The 18,607-nt window shown below is 63.7% G+C and carries 12 protein-coding genes and 1 pseudogene; all 13 read right to left on the bottom strand.

Annotation, left to right across the window (positions count from 1 at the left end; all coding sequences use genetic code 11):
* Positions 1–6: 6 nt before the first annotated feature.
* Positions 7–1,300, bottom strand: a pseudogene (locus tag LPH33_RS07820) (IS701 family transposase); the annotation flags it as partial.
* A gap of 219 nt (positions 1,301–1,519) precedes the next feature.
* Positions 1,520–2,251 (bottom strand): HNH endonuclease, encoded by a 732-nt coding sequence (locus LPH33_RS07815; protein WP_229567701.1) that lies wholly within the window; start codon positions 2,249–2,251, stop codon positions 1,520–1,522.
* Between the two features lie 502 nt (positions 2,252–2,753).
* The gene (locus tag LPH33_RS07810; protein WP_229567699.1) at positions 2,754–4,019 is read right to left on the bottom strand and encodes a hypothetical protein; all 1,266 of its coding nucleotides are present in this window, start codon (positions 4,017–4,019) and stop codon (positions 2,754–2,756) included.
* Between the two features lie 7 nt (positions 4,020–4,026).
* On the bottom strand, positions 4,027–4,977 hold the full coding sequence (locus LPH33_RS07805; RefSeq protein WP_229567697.1) for a hypothetical protein: 951 nt from the start codon (positions 4,975–4,977) through the stop codon (positions 4,027–4,029).
* A complete protein-coding gene (locus LPH33_RS07800; RefSeq protein ID WP_229567695.1) occupies positions 4,974–6,146 on the bottom strand; it encodes a protein phosphatase 2C domain-containing protein in 1,173 nt (390 codons plus the stop codon). Before LPH33_RS07800 ends, LPH33_RS07805 begins: the two co-directional genes overlap by 4 nt.
* Before the next feature lie 4 nt (positions 6,147–6,150).
* Positions 6,151–6,630, bottom strand: a complete 480-nt coding sequence (locus LPH33_RS07795) for a vWA domain-containing protein (protein ID WP_229567693.1) — start codon at positions 6,628–6,630, stop codon at positions 6,151–6,153.
* Positions 6,631–6,666: 36 nt separating this feature from the next.
* Positions 6,667–7,470: an IS5 family transposase gene (locus LPH33_RS07790; protein WP_229565117.1), complete on the bottom strand. Its 804-nt coding sequence runs from the start codon at positions 7,468–7,470 to the stop codon at positions 6,667–6,669.
* A gap of 103 nt (positions 7,471–7,573) precedes the next feature.
* Positions 7,574–7,768 (bottom strand): hypothetical protein, encoded by a 195-nt coding sequence (locus tag LPH33_RS07785; protein WP_229567692.1) that lies wholly within the window; start codon positions 7,766–7,768, stop codon positions 7,574–7,576.
* Positions 7,769–7,788: 20 nt separating this feature from the next.
* Positions 7,789–8,292: a hypothetical protein gene (locus LPH33_RS07780; protein ID WP_145691613.1), complete on the bottom strand. Its 504-nt coding sequence runs from the start codon at positions 8,290–8,292 to the stop codon at positions 7,789–7,791.
* Positions 8,276–9,466 (bottom strand): hypothetical protein, encoded by a 1,191-nt coding sequence (locus LPH33_RS07775; RefSeq protein ID WP_229567690.1) that lies wholly within the window; start codon positions 9,464–9,466, stop codon positions 8,276–8,278. Before LPH33_RS07775 ends, LPH33_RS07780 begins: the two co-directional genes overlap by 17 nt.
* Before the next feature lie 133 nt (positions 9,467–9,599).
* Complete coding sequence (locus LPH33_RS07770; protein WP_229567688.1) at positions 9,600–10,820, bottom strand: hypothetical protein; 1,221 nt, start codon at positions 10,818–10,820, stop codon at positions 9,600–9,602.
* Positions 10,820–12,583 (bottom strand): DEAD/DEAH box helicase family protein, encoded by a 1,764-nt coding sequence (locus tag LPH33_RS07765; protein ID WP_229567687.1) that lies wholly within the window; start codon positions 12,581–12,583, stop codon positions 10,820–10,822. Before LPH33_RS07765 ends, LPH33_RS07770 begins: the two co-directional genes overlap by 1 nt.
* Positions 12,580–18,255 (bottom strand): AAA domain-containing protein, encoded by a 5,676-nt coding sequence (locus tag LPH33_RS07760; RefSeq protein WP_229568287.1) that lies wholly within the window; start codon positions 18,253–18,255, stop codon positions 12,580–12,582. Before LPH33_RS07760 ends, LPH33_RS07765 begins: the two co-directional genes overlap by 4 nt.
* Between the last annotated feature and the right edge of the window lie 352 nt (positions 18,256–18,607).

Below are 18,607 nucleotides of genomic sequence, written 5' to 3'. Positions count from 1 at the left end.
TAGGCCAGTGCGCGTTGGAGTTCGCGGACGATGCCGTAGAGGGTCAGGCCTGCCCAATCGCTTTTGGGTCGGTCAGCCGCAGGGTGGTGATGAACAGGTGGGCGGCGGTGACGAGGGTGACGTGGTGGTGCCAGCCGAGCCAGGAGCGGCCCTCGAAGTGGTCGAGTCCGAGACCGGTTTTCAGTTCCCGGTAGTCGTGTTCGATGCGCCAGCGGATCTTGGCCAGGCGCACCAACTCCGACAGCGGGGTGTCCTCGGGCAGGGTGGCCAGCCAGAAGTCGGTGGGCTGCGCCGCGCCCGCCGGCCATTCGGCCAGCAGCCACGCCTGGGGCAGGGTTCCGTCCTCGTCGCGGGGAATCGTGCGGTTCGCGGGGCGCACTCCCAGCGCCACGAACCGTGAGCGCATCGCCGCGGTCGGGTTGCCCGGACCGGTCTTGGTTCCGCGGCGCCAGGTGACCTCGGTCAGCGCGCCTACTCCGGCCGCCAGAACGAGATCCCTGCAGGTCACGGCCGGTGGGTAGCGTCGGGTCGGAGGCCGCCCGCGCCCGGAGTACGCGGCGGCGGCCGGGACCGCATCGGCGGGGTGCGCGAGGGTGGCGCCCTTGACCGCCACGACATAGACCAGATCGCGGTCGGTCAGGCCGTGCCGGAAGGTCGCCGAGTCGCCGTAGCCGGCGTCGGCGACGATCACCGGCGGGATCCGGCCCCAGGAGATCAGCTCGTCGAGCATCTCGAGGGCCATCACCGCCTTGGTGCGGTGACGCTCGGCGTCGGGAATCACACTGCGCCGCCGTCGGGCAGTGATCGACGCGGCCGTCTCGGGATCGTCGGTGGCGTCGTCATCCCAGCTCTCGGGCAGGTACAGGCGCCAGTCCAGCGGCGCGGACGCGCGGTCGGTGGCGGCGTGCACGCTGACCGCGACCTGGCAGTTGCCGACCTTGCCGAGGGTGCCCGAATACTGCCGGGCCACGCACGGCGAGCCGTCCCCGTCCTTGGCGAAGCCGGTGTCGTCGATCACCCACGCGTCCGGGTCGATCAGATCGCACGCTTTGCGGGACAGTGTTTTCCGGACCGGTACCACGTCCCACGGGGAGGTGGTGACGAACTGCTGCAACCGTTGGTGATCGACCTCCAGCCGGTCGGCCATCGGCTGCATCGACTTGCGGCGACCGTCGAGCATCAACCCCCGCGCATACACCCCTGCCGTCGCCCGCTGATCCTTGCGTTTGAGCGAGGAGAACACCTCGTCGACGAACGCATCGAGGCGTTCACCGACATCGATCAGGGCTGCGACATCCACCCGGTTATCGTCCCGGACATCCCGCCGAATCTCGAGGCCCCACAACAGGAAGTGGTGAACCTAACAAAGTCCTACTAGAGGTCCGACACGAAATCGCCGACGGCCCGTGAGCTGTTTCAATACAGGTGGGGTTCACCCTCACGGGCCACCGTCTGTCAGCGATCGGCGACGCGTGTTGTGCTTCCACAGATTGCGAATCCGAAGGATCGATGCTCCGTGTCAAACAGATACGAAAATCTTGGTCCGATGCCAACCAAGGTATGTCCTGTCAGGTAGCTGCGCGGTACTCGGGAGAATCAATTTATCTGCCAACGGGGGCTTCCCGAACGCTCTATGTAGCGATTCGTCCTCTGTTAACGCGCGCTCCAGGTCATGCGCATAGGTGATGGAGAGGTCTTCGGCAACTGTGATCAACCCCGTGTCGAAAGCAACATCGTGGGTCGGGCAGGCAGCCAATCCGTTCAGATGGTCGAGTCGCTCCTTGTTCGAGCTGTCTCGCCACGGCTTGATATGACTCGCGGTGAGCATCCTCGGTCGACGTCGGCCGCCGATGACACTGCTCATTCCACAGAAAACGCAACGATTGCCATGATTGGACATCACTGCTCTCGCGAATCGGTGTTGCCCGATTCGTACCGTTGAAGTAAGTACCCGCTGCGTTACTTCGATCGGGACATCCGTGCGGTCGCGTGCCCACTTCTCGACCGCCCCTTCCAACTCGGACTCGATCTCACTCGCAACGAGTTCCTCCTGACCTGCGAGCCAGAGAGTTCCCCCGTTCTCCAGTTCGAGAAAATCCGGCAACGCGGCGCGATCGATACCCTCGGCCCGAGCTGCCCTCAGAATACGAAGATAGACATCTTGCAGGAGTGCGCTATCCGACATCATCCGGGCCGAGACTTCGAGTTCGTGGCGTCCCCCATTGCTGCGTGTTCCGTCCAGGTTCGCCATCTTCGCGAGGATGCTCGTGGGCGGCCGCTTATACAGCTTCGCGAGTTCTTGCACAGGGAACCCCGCACGATGTGCGCTTCCACTACCGAAACGGCTGTGATCGACCAGTAACGATGCGCACAAGCAAAGGACGACTTCGCTCGGCACGAAGTTCACCTGTCTCTGCCCTGGTGTTACCGGTTGTCTGGCCAGAACCGAGCGCCATTCCACGCGGAGCACTTCGTCCGACGGCTCCAGAAAGTCACTGAGGCTGTGCATGCCCCGGCGATTCACCACGCTCCATACCTCCTGATCAAGATGCAATCCGCACCCAAGTCCGCCGGACAACAACTATCAACTTCGAGCTATCTTCGGGGCAAGCGTGTAGATTAGAAGTGTTTTGGCGAAATCCTCCACTCCACAGGCTTTCTCGGCGCCATTTCCTGCACGCCTTCATCGCGATGACGCCGGAGGAGCTTGCCGGTGCTTCGAATCCCTGTCACGCACCTCGCCGCGAGCGAGATCAGAACGGTTGCAGGTCCGGAGTCTCGTGACGAATCTGCTCCAAGGCTGCCACCCACTGCGACATCGGAGGTCTCGTACCTGCCACTCCTATCGCTCGAGACCACAAACCACTCAGCATCGTGGAACCGGTATCGCGTCCCCACTCCGCTGCTCGATCCGGATCGATCTCTGCATCCAAGCTTTTCGCCACCAGCATCCGGTAGGCGAAGAGCGCGAACTTGTAGCGGTCGGAATCCATTCGCACGACGGTTGACCCATGCCACTGAGGATCTTCCCAGTTGGGACTATCGAGAGGGAGACTCCTCGTGAACGGGAGACTGCCCTGGACGCGTGACGAGTCGAAGTCGAGCACGCACAACTCCACGGGGTCGAGCGAGAACGTGAAGTTCATCCACGAGAAGTCTCCGTAGACGAGATCGTTTCTGTGCATTCCGTCGAGAAATACGGCCACCAGATAGACGAGTTCGAGGCGTTGTCGATCGTCGACCTCAAAGGGAAAAGGCACAGCACCCTGTTTGCGCGGGATCGCATGCTGCAGTTCACGCGCATGTTTCTTGGTCACCGAGCCGAACGTCATCTCGAAGTAGAACTGCCCGCCGATCCTCGGCATCGTGTAACCGATCAGTTCTCCGCCTCTCCGGACGGGGCTCTCGGGCCAGCACAGGTGGATGGGATGCCCGGAAACCGCTGCCTCTACGTCCGTTCTTCTGTGGACGAGTTCTTCGAATTCACGGGCTCCTCGGGTCAGTGGCAAATCCCAGTACTTGGCAACTTGACCGGTGTTGTCGACCAGTCCGTACACAGCGCCCTGACCGCCGGCGCCGAGCTGTTGCTCACGCGCCAGACTCGCGTCGTCCTCGTACTGAATACCACCGCGCAGAAGCAGCTTTCGCCGCCGTTCCTCAGCTCGCTGACGACGCTGACGCGCAATCTCCTTCGCAGCGGATTTCGTCAGATCGACGGGCTCCGACCGTTCCGCAGGTATCGCTTCCCAGCTGCGGGCGGGATGCTCAGGAGCCTTCGCAGGCTCCGAGCGGGGCGGTTCGAGGCTCCTGTCGGAGAAGAAGTCACTCTCCCACCAATCGTCGTACGACATCTCCGCATAGCCTGGTTCGGCGTGACTCACAGGAGCGTGGTCACGAGTCTGGAACTCCGGCGCAAGGACCATTCCCTTGTTTCGCCAACGCCTGCGCCGGCGCACCAATGTGCCTACAAGAGCCAGAAGCACAACCACGGCAGCGACGATCGCGACGACGAATACCATCTAGCGCTTACCTCTTCGGAGGAGTCACGGGCCGGAACTTGCGTTCACCGGTGCCCAGTAGTTCGGGTTTCGGTTTCGGGGCTGCGACGGTCCGGCGCGTCGTCGGCTGTACAGGAACGGTGACGCGGTCACTCAACGCCGCTTCCCACACCCTCGCAGACGGTCGTGTCCCCTCGGGACCTGCTGCCTGACGAAGAAGCTCTCGCAATCGGTGGTCCATAGCCGGCTCGACGCCATCGAACGTGACACTGTCGAGTTCTGTCGGCCGGCAGTCGATTTCCCCGCCGAGGACCCTCATCACTGCTAGTGCGAGCTTGTAGCAGTCGCGGTCGAACGTCGGCGCGGTGCGAGGTGTAGCGAAGGGATCGTCCCAGTCCGGCGTTTCGGCTTGGGGAAGAACAGGAGGTAAGCCGTCGGGTCGCATGCCATCGCAATCGATCAGCATCACACGCGGTTCCGGAGACAGCGACCAGAAGATGTTCGCGAAGGACAGGTCGCCGATGACGATCCGGTGCTCGTGCAGCACACCCACCGCCCTCGCCAGGTTGCGAAGGATCGCGATTCGCTCCTCCAGAGTGGGAAGCGTGACGCCTGCGAACAATGGACTGGACTTCTTGGCCAGCAGTACACCGAGCTCGGACAATCGCCGCTTTCCGTGCGCTTGAAAGGTGAACTCGGTCGGCACTCGAGGCATGAGAAACCCGACCACGTTCTGAGCGCCACGTACGACCGAGCTCGGCCACGCAGCCCACTCGTCGACCGGACGCCCGCCATTGGACAGCTTGCCTCGCATGCCGATCAGTGCGTCAAGCGTCGAGGCAGAGAAACCAGGACCCGACGGACTGTGGTACCTCTTGAACACCCGGGTCGGATCGTCTGCCAACTCGTAGACAGCGCCTTGACCACCGTCCCCGAGCTTCGGTCCCAGTTTCAGCGTCGCAAGGTTCGTGGCGTTCATCGCTGCGGTTCGCCGAATCGGAAGCCCACGATCGTTCGGTCGTCGTCGAACGACTTCACAGTCGCATCGAGGACCTTGAGCAGATCGGCCGGTGACGGTGCTGACGAACGCCAGAGCTGTGCCAACGCATCGGCATACTCACCGTTCGACTTGACCGGATCACCCACCCCGTCGGTAGCAAGGACGAGGGTCTCCCCCGGTCGGAAGGTTTCCACCCATACCGAAGCCATGTGGTGGCCCGGGAGCGGATTCACCGAGTTGTCGATGAGGTCACCGGGCCCGGACTGGAGAGCCGGGCATGTCAGTTCGATCCACTCGCCACGCGACAACTTGAATGCCGGCGAATCTCCGATCTGGGCGAGAACCACGGTGGTCTCCCCCACCTGGGACGGATTGTCCAGCACAATTGCTGCTGTCAGAGTTGTGGATACCTCGGCGGCATCCACTTCTGCGTCGGTCGCCACCGAACGCAGCAAAGTGGCGATGTCCCGGAGAGACACTTCGGCAGGCGTGCGCGCGGAAACGATTTCCCCGAGAAGCGTCTCGTTTTCGACGATGGTCCTCGAGGCCAAGGCCGACCCGAGATGCGACGACTTCGCATTGCCCACTCCGTCCGAGACGGCCAGCGCGAGATAGTTGGTGCCCCGCGAGAAGGCGAAATTGTCCTGGCGCACCTCTGCGAGATAGCGGTGGATATGCCCTCGGGCCGAAACTGCGCGCAAGTCACCGAGCTGGTCCTCGAGCCAGTCCATGACGGTATCCCGCACGGTTTCGAAGCTGCGCAAGGGCTGCTCGACAACCTTGCTCGGCATGGGCTTGAGTCGCGCAGGCGCTCCGAACGTGCGGTACGCGTGTTCGACAGTCGGGGTGGCCGCTTGCGGAGGAACGGCAGCATCCGGAGTTACCACGGCACGCGGCGCCTCCGCGGGATGTTCCCACTGTGGTTCGGTGGAAGCAGGCACTCCCTGTGGGTGCGCCGGCTCGGGCGGTGGCGGAGGCTGTGTCGGACGTGGAGGGTACGCGAAAGGCTCGGTACCCACAGGACGCTGCCAGTATTCGGACGCGTAAAAGTCTTCCCGGATGACGGGCTCTCCCTCTTCGAAGGACTCCGGGTTTATCAGGGCGGACTCGGGCGCATCGTTGTTGCTGTGCTCGGGGAAGTTGCTCATCGCGTTACACCGTGTCGACGTCGAGGGCAGTGAAACCGTCCACCTGAGTGGGGGTCTGCAACTGGAGTCCGCCTTCCTTGGTCATGCTGACCCCGGACTTCACGATCGACTTCGTCAATGCGGTAGCAAACTCCTGCAGCGCTACCGCCGGGGACATCGAGGTGTCCTCCTGGATGAACGCACGGAAGTTCGCGATAGCCGAAATGACGTCGCGATCGGCATCGCCGATGCCGAACGAGACGATGTTCGGACGGTACCGGAAGCTCGGCGACGTGAGCTCGTTGTACTCGACCTCCCAATCGGACGTCGGCTGTCCATCGGTAAGGAAGAACACCACCGGGCGGAACACCTTGTGCCCTTGGGACTTGAGGCGATCCAGATCGAGCTCGATCTGGGACTTCAAGCACCGCATCGCCGCCGCGAAGTTCGTTCCGCCCTTTGCCGTCAGTACCGGGAGGCCCGCGATCTGGCTCAGGTCCGACAACTCGAGAAGGACTTCCGCCTCGTTACTGAGGTTTTCTCACCGGGCTGGTGCTTGTAGGTGAAGAAGCACGAGGGCTGCAGCAGCGATCGCACCGATCCTCCACGGACATAGACTGATTCGCTGCAGCGCCTTCCACCGGGTCTTCAGCAGCGCGTTCGCGCGTTCGGCCGGAGCGCGCATCGCAGACAGCAGCGTGTTGCGGCAGCGGGTGCCGGCATCGAGACCATGGCCTTTCGTCGGGACGTGGACGCCGATCCCGGCACCGGTGTACCCCTTGTCGGCGAGGGTGGGCATCCCGCCGGCGGCAGCGTGGTAGAGGGCGCCGAGGATCCCGCCCCGACGAGCAGCGGTGAGGTCGTGCACCGAACCGGGGGCAACCTCGGACACCCAGATCGGGTAGCCGGTCGGATCGGTCAGGACCTGGACGTTGCCGCCATGGCGGCGATGTTTACCCGAGTACCACACGTCGTGCCCGGACTCGGAACGCTCCCGGCAGCGAGTCGAGGCGATGAGGGTGCCGTCGAGACAGACATGCTCCCAGCCGGACTCGATCCCACGTTCGAGCACGTCGTGCAGGTTCGGGGCGTGCGCGGCGATCACGTCGATACCTTCGTGGAGATACCGGTAGGCGGTGGCCTGCGAGATGCGGGCATCGCGCGCCAGGGTGGCGACGTCGGTGCCGTCGCGGAACCACCGCAGCACCATCAGAGCCTGGACGTAGACGGTCGCGGCCCGCTGCCACGGTCGGCGATCGGTCCTGCGGCGGTGGGCAGCGAGGATACGGGTGACGAAGGTCAGGGTGTGCTCGGGCACGTCGAGCGTGGCACGATAGGTGATCACGTGGGGTCCTGCTTCGGGAATGAATTTCTTGGTCGAAACCATTCCCTACCAGTCCGGGCCCCACGTCCTCAGCACCGCCCCGGCCCCCGACTCGACACAGCTCTCATGAGTGCTCTCCTGGTGAGAAAACCTCACTGAATCCGATGATCGCGAACTGCGTCTTGTCGGACACGACCGGGTTCATGCCGATCTCTGCATGCAACTCCGGCAACGCCTTGTTCATGGCGTCGATCGCGTCGCCCGACATGGAAGCGGACTCGTCGCACACCAGATAGAACGGAAGAATGTTCTGGCCCATTTCAGCTCTCTTCGGTCGAATCAATCGGTCGTGAAAAGGAAGACTTCGAGGCGCGCGGTTCCGCGCGGGAGGGAGCCGTCCCAGAAGTCACGGGTGGTCGTCCCATCGAACAAGGTAGGCGCCGCACAGGGCAGCTGTTCGGCAATCCGGACCGCAGATTCGAGCGCGACTCCGATATCTTTGCCACCGCCGAATATCAGAGCAAGTGCGGCTCGTTCGCCCTGCAGCGCACCGGTCACCTCGTTCAGGCGCTCACACACCAACCGCGATTCGTCCTCGGATCCCGCACCGGATCCGATCAGTGCCCCGGCGTCGTAATCGATCGTGAGGATCTCCGGATCCTGGCGCATGCCGACGATCTTCGGCAACGGTTCCTCGACGGCCGCGGGATCGGGTATCTCCGGTGCTGTGGCTGAGCCCAGCCCCACGATGAACAGGACGATCAACAGATCGGCGAAGATCCAACCGGCGAGCGCTTCCGGTCGGAGCAATCCCCGCCCGCGACGCTCAGACCGTCTCGACATGGTCGCCGCTCTGTTCGTGTCCCATGAGCTCGAGTCGACGCAGCATCATCTCGACAGCATCGCGCGCGGACGTGAGATCCGACGCCTGCGCCTGCAACGCACTTTCGTGCCGGAGGAGAGAACGATCGATCCCCTCCACGGCAGATCGGAGTTCGAACACTGCTGCCTGCAGTTCGCGGCCGGTGTCGACGCTGCGCCTGTCCATCGTGTCGACGCTGCCTGCGATGGCACTCTGCGATCTCTCCATCAGTGCGACGCCGGCAACGAGGTCGTCGATCGTCGATCTGATCGCGTCGGAAGACTGTGCGACGACACGGCCGGTCTCCGACTGCGCCTTCGTGAGCTGATCCTGAAGTTGGTCGGTGAAGTGATCGAGGGTCTTCGCCATTCGCCGTTGGCTCTCGTCGGCGGTCGTCTCCAGGACCTTCGCGGCGTACTCGACACCCTGAAGCGAGGATTGCGTGGCATCGGCAGCGGCGGTCATCGTCGCAGCTGTCGTCTCGAGCGAGGCGGACGTCGCGTTGAGGCGATCGATCCCTTCCTTCGTCGCGTCGTGAGCTTCGGAAAGCTTCTTGATCGAGCTTCGCACGATCGCTTCGATGGCGCTCGGGTCGGCCGTATGCTGACCACCGATCTCACGTTGAGCAGCACAAAGGACGCTGATACGGCGCGCTTCGAATGCGACTGCTTCCTCGTCCTCTTTCTTGTCTGCCGCACTACTGACGACCCGCTGCGCGATGACGAGAAGGACCGCCACAACGATGACGAGAATCGAGACCAGCGCGACCCACGAAAGTCGATGCCACCCTGTCAGGTAGCCATCGAAGCCCGAGATCCACAGCCCCAGGAAGGTGTCGTCGGGCCTGATGCCGTCTGCGGTCATGTTCGAGTAGGCCTGCGATGCAGCACGCAGGCTGAACCACGTCCATGCCACCGGCGCGAAGACCGCTATGGCAGCGATGGCACCGAGAAGGCTCTCCACGATTCCGAACTTCCGGACACTCGCCGTGGTGGAGGCGGGAAATGCCGCCAGCAGGTCGATGCCTACCCACTTGTCGGAGTCACCCGACTCGATGTCCTTCGCCAGCAATTCCAGGTCGTCCGCTCGAGGCTTGCAGCGCTCGTCGGCGGCGAGCTCTCGCAGACCCTTTACACAGGACTCAGACGTAGTCATTCTCTACCGGTACCGATCACTTTCCGAACTTGATGAACACCCTGCTTGCCCTGTTGATACCGCGGGCGCGGACCGGCGTTACAAAGTCATCCCGAAGGGTGGGCATTGCATCGGTAAAGGGCGATGACGATCGTCAGACGACCGGTCTCGCTTCGGGAACCTCGGCGAGCGGCCGGCCGGAGTTGTCGTCGATCCGCCACAACTGCCAACCGTCGAACGGTCCTTCGTCTCCCAGTCGAAACGTGGTAGTGACCGCACCGGCGGCTGCATCGGGATCGGCATGCACCGAGCCGAGCAAGGCTCGAACCGGAGCCGAGGTGATCTCCGTTGCTCCTGTTTCCGGATCGAAGATCGCCTTCACGCGGTGCCCGTCGCAATCGAGATGGACGCGAATTCGTCTTCCGCTGAACGCGGTCTTTCGATCCCGGAGTGCCTTGTCTCCTCGGGTTCCACCGCTCCCCTCCGGCGATTTGGCGGCAGCATCGGTCGAATTCGCGGGACGTGCGAGACCTGCGCGTGTTTCTTGATCATGGCTGGTGGCGGAGTCCCATTTCGTCCATACTCTCGTCCGCGGGCGCACCTGCGGCTCCGCCGTCGGACTCCGTCGTGCCTGCACAGGCTTGCCCGGCACCACTTCATCTCCCGCATCCTTCGATGACGTCTCCACGCGCGGGGGCAGCACCTCGGGCAGCACGGACTCCCACAAGGCTCCGATGCGCTGACTGTCCAGGTGGCGCAGTGCAGTCGCTCCCACTGCGGTCTGCAACGTCTTGATTCCCGCGTTCGCGGGCACCCGCCGTGTCAGCTCTCGAAGTGCACGGATCCACTCGAGTCGAGTGTCGGCGGGCACCGTCGACGTGCCTCCCGCTGCCACCCACAATTTTCCGACGGAGTTCCATGTCACGCCGTCCACGACCTGCATGACATCGGGACTCTCGCCCAGGACGCCGGCCAACTCGGCCTGCGTGGCAATGCCGTCGAGTTCGTCCAACGCTGCCCGCAACTGGTCGTCCGGCGCCACTGCTTCCATCGCGTCCGCCGCAGTTGCGGCCAAGAGCAAATGGACCGTGGAGAACCGGTCGTTGCTCGTCAACGAGAACCGGACCGTATCGAACCCCGCAGGATGACGATCACGAGGCGCAGTGCGACCGCTGGAGACCTTGATCCTCAGCGTGCCGAGGCCGTTCGCGGTGGCAGGCCGCAACTCCGTCCCGATCACCGCCCCACGATGCGCCCGTAGGGTCGGCAGCACCGTGCCGTGTGTCAGGTCGGCCGGAATGTCTTCGCGCAGGATCCATACGTAGTCGTCGTCGAGAACGATCTGACCGTCGAACCCCTCGAACCACTGGGCCACTACACGCTCTCCATCCGCGCCATGACGTCCGACAACAGCTGACCGGCCACCGTGTCGCCCAGATGCGCGATCGCGCTCCGCTCGATTCGGCCGACCTGGCTCGACGACAGCCCCAGCCGCGCACCGATCTCTGCTTGTCTCTTGGGTTGCTGCCCACCAAGCCCATAACGCATGACCAGCACCGATACCTGACGGGGTTCGAGTATCGACAGGCACGAAAGTACGGTGTCGAAGTCGTCGACCGAGCCCTTGACTCCCACGTTCAGCAGGATCTCGGAGATCTCCGCGTTCTCGGTACCGGCGACAACCGCTTCCTCAGGGACTTCCTCCTCGATCAGGCGCTGCGCAATCGCAGCGACCTCTTCGACCGAAGTCGAACTCTGGGCAGGTTGTTCGACCACCGGTGCACCGAACGCCGCCGGTTCGACCTTGTCGTCGCTCCGGGCAGAATTCATCCACTCTCGAAGAAGGCCGGGAGCGTCCTCCGCAGAGACCGTCACCACCTGAGAGGCGATGCCGGTGAGCTGCTCGAGGAACGTTCCGTGCGCCCCGTTCGCAGGATCCTCCGAGCTGTTCTCAGCGTACATCACCAGGAACGACGCCGGCCGCCCGTCGGACTTCGGCCTGATGATCCGACCCATCCGCTGAATCATCTGCCGCCTGCTCTTACTGCTGGCCAGGATGATTCCGACATCGGCTTCGGGGACGTCCACGCCCTCGTCCAGCACCTTCGGTGCCACCAGGGCGGTCAGCGTGCCGCTCTTGAACTCGTTCAGCAGTCGCGTTCGGTCCGATCTGCTGAGGTCGCTCGTGAAAGGTGCTGCCAGCACGCCTTCCTCCAGCAGTACCTCCGCAGCAGCTCGCGACGACTCGCGTGTCTCCGAGAACGCGAGAGCCCGACCGGTTTCTTTGAGCACCACGCCAAGGCCGCGCAGCACTTCCCGCTTACCACGACATTCCGCGAGCAAGGATCGACGTTTCGAGAACGCGTGCAGGTACTTTCGTGCCACCCATGTCGATCGATCCGCACCGTCGCCGCCACCGAGCAATTGGACGTCGCGCATGAACTCGCCGAACGGCTCGCCGGCGCATCCGAACTTCTCGATCAGATCGCCCCGGAGCTTGCGGGCCAGCTCGTCGTACTCCTGGTATTCGACAGCCTCGATCGGATCGAACGGGACCGCAACGAGCATGACGTTCACCGGGGCGAGAATGCCGTCGGTGTGCCCGCGTTCGTAACTACAACCCTCTACGACGGTCCGGAAGTACGGCAGGAGGAACCTCTCCACACCGTCATCCGACCGTTCGAAAGTGGCAGTGAGACCGATTCTTTCGGGGAATCGATCCGTCAGCAGCTTCGAGAACGTGACGGCACCGTACCGATGCACCTCATCCGCAACCAGCAGCGCGGGGCCCGACGGTTGCGGCGCGGAGGTGCTGATCGCCGAGTGCACGGTGCTGACCAGAATTCGCTTGCCTTCAAAATTGTCCGAGTGACCGCCGCCCCGCCGACCGACGGGCACATCGGGGAGCGTTCGACGGATCGCGCGATGCCATTGCTCGAGCAGTTCGATCCCGGGCACGACGACCAAGACGTCCATGCCACGAGCGACGCCGTCGGCGACTGCTGCGATTCCGAGCGTCGTTTTCCCTGTTCCGGTGACAGCCTCGACGACGGCACTACGGTCTGCCCTCGTCCAGGCATCGAAAGCTTCACGTTGCCAGGCACGTAAAGGTGGTCCGGCCAAAGTGGGTGCCGTCACCGGTCACCCCGTCCCCACACGGGTCCCGAAGCATCGTCTCGACGCACCAGTTTCCCGTCTGCTTCCAGACTAGAAATGATCTGCATGACACTTTCGTGATCGAGTCTGCTCAGCTTCTTTGCGCGCTCCACCGACAGGTCCGCGATTGCTGCAGCCGTGATGAGTATTTCCGCGACCGAATCGAGACGTGCCGGTGGCAGGTCTGCCACCGAGACAGCGCGGGGTATCGCGGCCGGCTGAGGTGTAGGAGCACTCTCGTCGCCCGCCACTGTCCGATCTGCCGGTGGCGCAAGGGCGTATACGCGCGGGCCGCGTTCCGGCATCCATACCACACGCCCCCGAGCGATCAGCTCGTCCACGACGGCTTCGATGCGGTCCCGCGGCTCGTTCAGCCGGAACTCGAGATCCGCGAGAGACACCGGTCCCGACGAGAGCTGCTCCACGATCCGCGACCCGAGACTCGGTGGGAGCGATTCGATCGCCGACGCCGGCGTGGTCTCCCAGCCGGGAACGACCGGTGTCTGCACAGGCGGTAACACCGAAGCCGGCGAGTCGGCCTGCGAACCCGCGGCGGGCGGGAGCGGCGACTCGCTGCTCTCGGTCCGCGACGCCACGTCCACGAGGTGATATTCGGTCAGTTTCCCGAACGCCGTGACCTCTTCGATTCGCCCCGCGAGAAGGAGCTGGTCCAGTCCAGCGTGAACAGTCCTCCAGTGCTGCCCTACCTGTTCGGCGATCTTTCCGACTGGCAGGGGCCCGGAAGCGAGGACCTCCACTATCGACCTCGCGAGATCTAGCGACTCGTCTGTTGTGATCGTCTGCTCCGCGGCAGGTTCGAGGACCGCAACGTCTGGAGGGCTTTCGTCCAGCGTGGGAGCCGGGGTGTCCTCTCCTTCTCCCGGAGACATATCCAGGAGGTGGTATTGCGTCAGCTTTCCGAAAACTGCGACTTCACCGACCCGACCGGCGGCAATCAGCCTGTCGAGATCGGCAAGGACCACTTTCCAGTCCTCCCCCAACCGAGCCGCGATTTTGCTGACGGGCAAGGGGCCCGAAGCCAGCGCTGACGCAATTGCGGTAGCAAGCGCGATCTGTTCCTGCGGTCCTGTCGGCGGTTCCACTTCCGGCACAACAGGAGCCGGTCCCGCGACGATCTCAGGATCGGCGTGAACGGAAGGTGCAGTCGCAGGTGGGGGCACCTCAACGTGAACCGGTTGCGGCTCCGTTGTCTTCACGACCGGTTCCGGAGGAAGGATCGGCTGATCCAGGACGTCGTCGACCGGCGAGTCGTCCTCAACGAGCTCTACCGGAGTCCAGGTCTCCTGCACAGCCGTGACGACGTCGCTCACTCCGACGACGTGCGGCCTGATACCGCGCCTGTCGAGCTCCTCCCATAGACCTGTCATCGATCCCACGGGATCGAGGTAGTACTCCGATTCGCGGATGCGCCAGAACTGCCATCCACAGCGTTGCAGCTCTCGTTCACGTTCGAGGTCGGCGCGCTGCTGTTCGGGACTCGTATGCCAATGATCGCCGTCGCACTCGACGGCGAGTTTCCCTGCTGCACCGGTGACCACGAGATCGATCCGTCGGCCGTTCGCCTCCACCTGCGGATTCACGTGGTAACCGCGAGCCACGATGTCGAGGAACACGCGCTGCTCGAAGAGGCTGTCGAACGCGTGGTGCCGATCGTCGCGCGTCACGCCCTCGGGCATCGGCTCTGCCGGCGCGGGCGACGTCGACTGCATGTAGGTGAGCAGCGAATGCCGCAGGTCGGTCGAGCGCAGCGATTCGACGGTGCGCGAATGGAACAGCCACATCTGGTCCTGCGCACGGGACGCGGCGACATTGAACCGTCGTTGGTACTCGGTCTTCGTCATCGCCATGATGTTCTGTTCCGGCGCGACGACCATCGAGAGGAAGACTACGTGCCGTTCGTCGCCCTGGAAGTCGGGCGGCGTTCCTACACGCAGTCGTCGCTCTTCCCACTGCTCGGGCGTCAAGCGGTCGAGCAGTTCGTTCGTGATGACGTCGACCTGCGCTTGCCCCTGCAGAACGACGACACCGAAGGTCTTGCCGTCGTACGCCTTGTCCGACAGACATTGTTTGATCGTGTCGGCGATGGCGCGTGCTTCGCCCCTGTTGGAGAGCGTCGCGTTCCGACCGGTGACCACGCCGCCCTCGACATAGGTGGTGCGTAGCGGCGGCAGACGGTCGGCACCGAACTGACGCACCGGCACCAACGGTGCGTCGGCGTAGAACTGTCCACTGGACCAGTTGATGATCTCCGGCATGCATCGGAAGTGCTCGCGCAGCCGGATCACACTGCCGAACCTCGAGCGGAGCAGTGAGAAGACGCTGGATCGAGGGGTAAAGCTGTCGCGCAGGTACTTCGGGATGTCGGGCAGATACGAGTCGAGCCGGGTGAAGACCCCTTCGAGCGCACCCGACGAGACATCACTGGGCGCACACTGCTTGTCGTCGCCCACCACGATCACCCGAGGAGCAAGCCACAGAAGGAACAGGCTGCTGATGTCGGCCTGGCTCGCCTCGTCGACGATGACGACGTCGAACGAATTCTGTTCGGCGGGAATGGATGCCAGTACCTGCTGTAGAGGCATGACCCATGCCGGAACCGCCTGTTGCGCCACCTGCATCGCCTCGCGCGCGCCTGCACGGAACCGTTCCGCATACTTGCCGGTTCCCTTTCCGATGCTGGCCACGTGATCGCGGTAGGTCTGCAATGCCTGGACCTGAGCAGCCGTCGTTCGCTCGAGGCACGCACTCCATGCGCGTTCCGCGGCCAACTGTGCGGTGAGCTGCGCGATGTCCTTCTCGGTGGCGTCGAGCTCGTGCTGGAGGTGCTGATCGTCGAGGGCGTGAGAGTGCTGCTGCACCCAGTCGTATGCCCGACGCCACGCCCATGCCTGCTCGATGTAGTCGAGGCGAACCGACCACTCCGCAGACGAAGGGTTTTCGGCGATGGCGTGCGCCAACGCAGGCGCCGCATCGGTCAGCCGAGTCTGCAGCGATTCGAGGTGACGTTCTTCCTGGTACTCGCGGACCGCAGCGTGCCAGGACTCGATCGCCGTATGGATCCTGCCGAACTCCGCGGATTCGATGGCCCGGACGAGCACGTGCCCTTCCGGCGGCATCCCGTGCGTCATTCCTGCCCGGACATGAGAGGCGATATCCATGAGCCAGGAGCGATTCGCCTCTGCATAGCCTGCTGCAGCAATCGCTTGCGCCGCAGTCGCGACGGACCGGGCCTGATCCAGGCTCGCAATACGCGGCGCCCCTGGACTAGCCTGCTGCAGCACACGCGCCACGTCCTTGGCTCGCGCCGCGAGACCGTCCACCAGATCGCGAGACCGGGCAGCCCTCGCTGCCGCACCGATCATCTGACTGCGAGATCCCGAGATGTCGATCTCGATGCCGAGATCCCGAAGGATGAGAGCGATGGACTGGATGGCATCGAGCGCACGAAGATGCTCGGCTACCGCACGAGCCAGTGGCGCAGTCGTGGCCTCGACTCCGTCGACGGTGGCGACCCTGCCCAGCGCCTCCACCGCAGTCTGCTCGTCGCTCCTGCGGAAACGGGCGAGTCCACTTCGCCACACCTCGCCGCCCTCGAGCGCCCTGGCGAGCGCATCGTAGGCATGCAACGCATTTCGTCCGACCACCGGACTGTCGACAACAGTAGCCGTACCGAGGAAGACGTCGGCGTTGTAGGCGACGGTGACCAGCTCGCGGATGTGCGCAGTCTTGTCCCACAGATAGTCGATCTGTCCGGACAGTACTGCGTCGGCGAGGTTCCGGAATGCAGGCTCCAGACCGTCGACATCGAGCAGCGCACGCTGCAGATGGTCGCACTGCTCACGGATCCGTTCGAGAACGTCGGGAGCAGCACCCTCCAACATCCGAAGCAGTCCCGAAGTGGGGGCGCCACCCGAAGCCGGGCTGTTGCGAACAGCTTCGCAGGCGAGTTCGAGATCGGAGAGGCTCGGCAACTCCAGGTCGGGGAAATACTGCCGTCGACGCTCGGCTCGACCTGGCCGAGACCTTTCGGACAGGGCGAGCAGCGTCTGGAACTCCTCCGGAGTGAGCGGCGGAGTATCTGTGGCGAGGGTGCCACGTAGCCAGTCGTGGTTGGCGCTCTGCGCCGTGACCTTCCGGACGATCTCGGCCGGAGTTCCCGAATAGCCGGGTGCGACATCGGCGTGGGCCAGCGTCTCGGACGCACGAGCTTGACGGATGCGTTCCGTCAGCATCGCACGGCGACTCAGTGCCGTGTCCCGTCGTTGCGCCACCTCGTCGATACACGCCGCTGTTCGGCGTGGGTCGAACTGTGCCTTGCGGGTCGCGATCTCGCTCACGCTGCGGTTCAGCTCGGCCGAACCACCGCGGCCGGCGTCCGTGACCGAAACACAAATTTCCTGCAGTTCCGATGGGAGCTTGTCGCGAAGGACCCGCAGCGCCTGAGCCTTCTCGCTGGTGACCAGGACACGCTGACCACGAGCCAACAACGCCGATACCAGGTTGGCGATCGTGTGAGTCTTCCCGGTTCCGGGCGGGCCCTCCACGACGACACCGCTGTCGCCTGCGAGCCGATCGATGATGTCGCGTTGCTCCTGATTGGCAGGAAGCGGAAACAACGGATCGTCGGCGAGTAGTGAAGACGACGTACCGGCTCTGTCGAGCCAGGCGACCCGATCGGCGGGTTCGATCGCCTCGACGAGTTGTGCCAGACCGAGAGGGACTGCCGTTGCTTCGTCGGCTGCCGCTGCCGTCATGCGGTCGTAGTACTCGATCAGTGCATAAGCACCCCGCTTGCGCAGAACCAGCGAGGGCGACGGTGTGAGCAGGCGGTCCTGCGAGGCAGCTTCGTCGGGTCGGTCGACGACCTCGACACGGGTGGCCAGGGCACGGTCGGACCAATCCTTGAGGAAGATCCGTGCGGCAGGATCCACGGGGGAACTCACTCGCGCAGCCAGCGATTCGTGCAGGCTCCGAGTACCCGACGAATCGAAGACGTCGAGCCCGGTCAACAACTGTGTGTCTTCGAGCGCAGGAACGGATTCGGGATCCAGTCGCACCAGCAGGTCGCCCGATGCCGAGTCGCGTTCCACCAGCGTCGACTGCGTGATCAGGTGCGTTCGCACCTGTTCGCCCGCTACATCTGCCGAGAGCTGGAGCAGCCCCGACGCGATCACGAGTTCCAGGGACTCCGGCTGCGCCTCGAGATCGAGCAGTGCGCGCTGGAGAAAGGCATGGAGATGCCATGCGGGTCGCCGTTCACGATCGACTTCGGCCCAGGCCCGCCACTTCGTCAGCCATGCGTCGAACTCCCTCGTGTCGGGAGCGGCGGGATCGAGCGTGGGTTCGGTGGTCGAGTCCGCGACCGACCCGCGAATCCAGGGAGTGACTGCAGCCGGTGGCCGGGGTGGGTCCTCCAAGTGCACGCGACGTGCCCGGAGCACGACATCGCCCGCGGACGCATCGGTACTGAGAGCTACATCCAGATTGCCTTCGTCGAGCGCGATCACCGCGCGGTGCTTGTCGATGATTCGAACGGGGGCGCTACGCGCCTTGACGAGCTCGGACAAGAAGGCGAGCAAACGTTGGACACGATCCTTCAGTTCAGGATCGCTCTCCCTCGAATCCACAACCACCCCACTGCGCGATGAAGTTACCCCGTACGAGAACGGAAAGAATGCCGACGAACATAGATACGGGCTACGACAACAATCGTCGATGCGCCCTTCCAGCACTTCCGCGCATGTGCCTCCCCCGATCGTTCCGACTTCATCGCCGAGTACATCTGCCTTCGGCACCGAGATTGTTACATCCCCTCAGCGGCCCCACGCACGCCGCACCCGTACCTCCGGTAACAGAAAATCGATCCGTCCGAATCGGGCCGATCGGCACTTCCGGACATTTAGTTGCACCTGCTATGTTGTCGTCCAACAGTCTGTCGGGGGCTGGAGTAGGTGGTGCGCGGCATCGTGCTGCCGTGTACTTCGC

It is taken from the genome of Rhodococcus sp. RDE2 (genome assembly GCF_020885655.1).
Lineage (GTDB): Bacteria > Actinomycetota > Actinomycetes > Mycobacteriales > Mycobacteriaceae > Rhodococcus > Rhodococcus pyridinivorans.
This window is presented reverse-complemented; position numbering and strand designations above follow the sequence as displayed.

What these genes read in the sequence shown, in the direction of transcription:
- LPH33_RS07810 (WP_229567699.1), bottom strand. Translation starts at nt 4,019, where the DNA reads ATGGTATTCGTCGTCGCGATCGTCGCTGCCGTGGTTGTGCTTCTGGCT.
- LPH33_RS07815 (WP_229567701.1), bottom strand. Translation starts at nt 2,251, where the DNA reads ATGGCGAACCTGGACGGAACACGCAGCAATGGGGGACGCCACGAACTC.
- LPH33_RS07780 (WP_145691613.1), bottom strand. Translation starts at nt 8,292, where the DNA reads ATGTCGAGACGGTCTGAGCGTCGCGGGCGGGGATTGCTCCGACCGGAA.
- LPH33_RS07800 (WP_229567695.1), bottom strand. Translation starts at nt 6,146, where the DNA reads ATGAGCAACTTCCCCGAGCACAGCAACAACGATGCGCCCGAGTCCGCC.
- LPH33_RS07805 (WP_229567697.1), bottom strand. Translation starts at nt 4,977, where the DNA reads ATGAACGCCACGAACCTTGCGACGCTGAAACTGGGACCGAAGCTCGGG.
- LPH33_RS07785 (WP_229567692.1), bottom strand. Translation starts at nt 7,768, where the DNA reads ATGGGCCAGAACATTCTTCCGTTCTATCTGGTGTGCGACGAGTCCGCT.
- LPH33_RS07775 (WP_229567690.1), bottom strand. Translation starts at nt 9,466, where the DNA reads ATGACTACGTCTGAGTCCTGTGTAAAGGGTCTGCGAGAGCTCGCCGCC.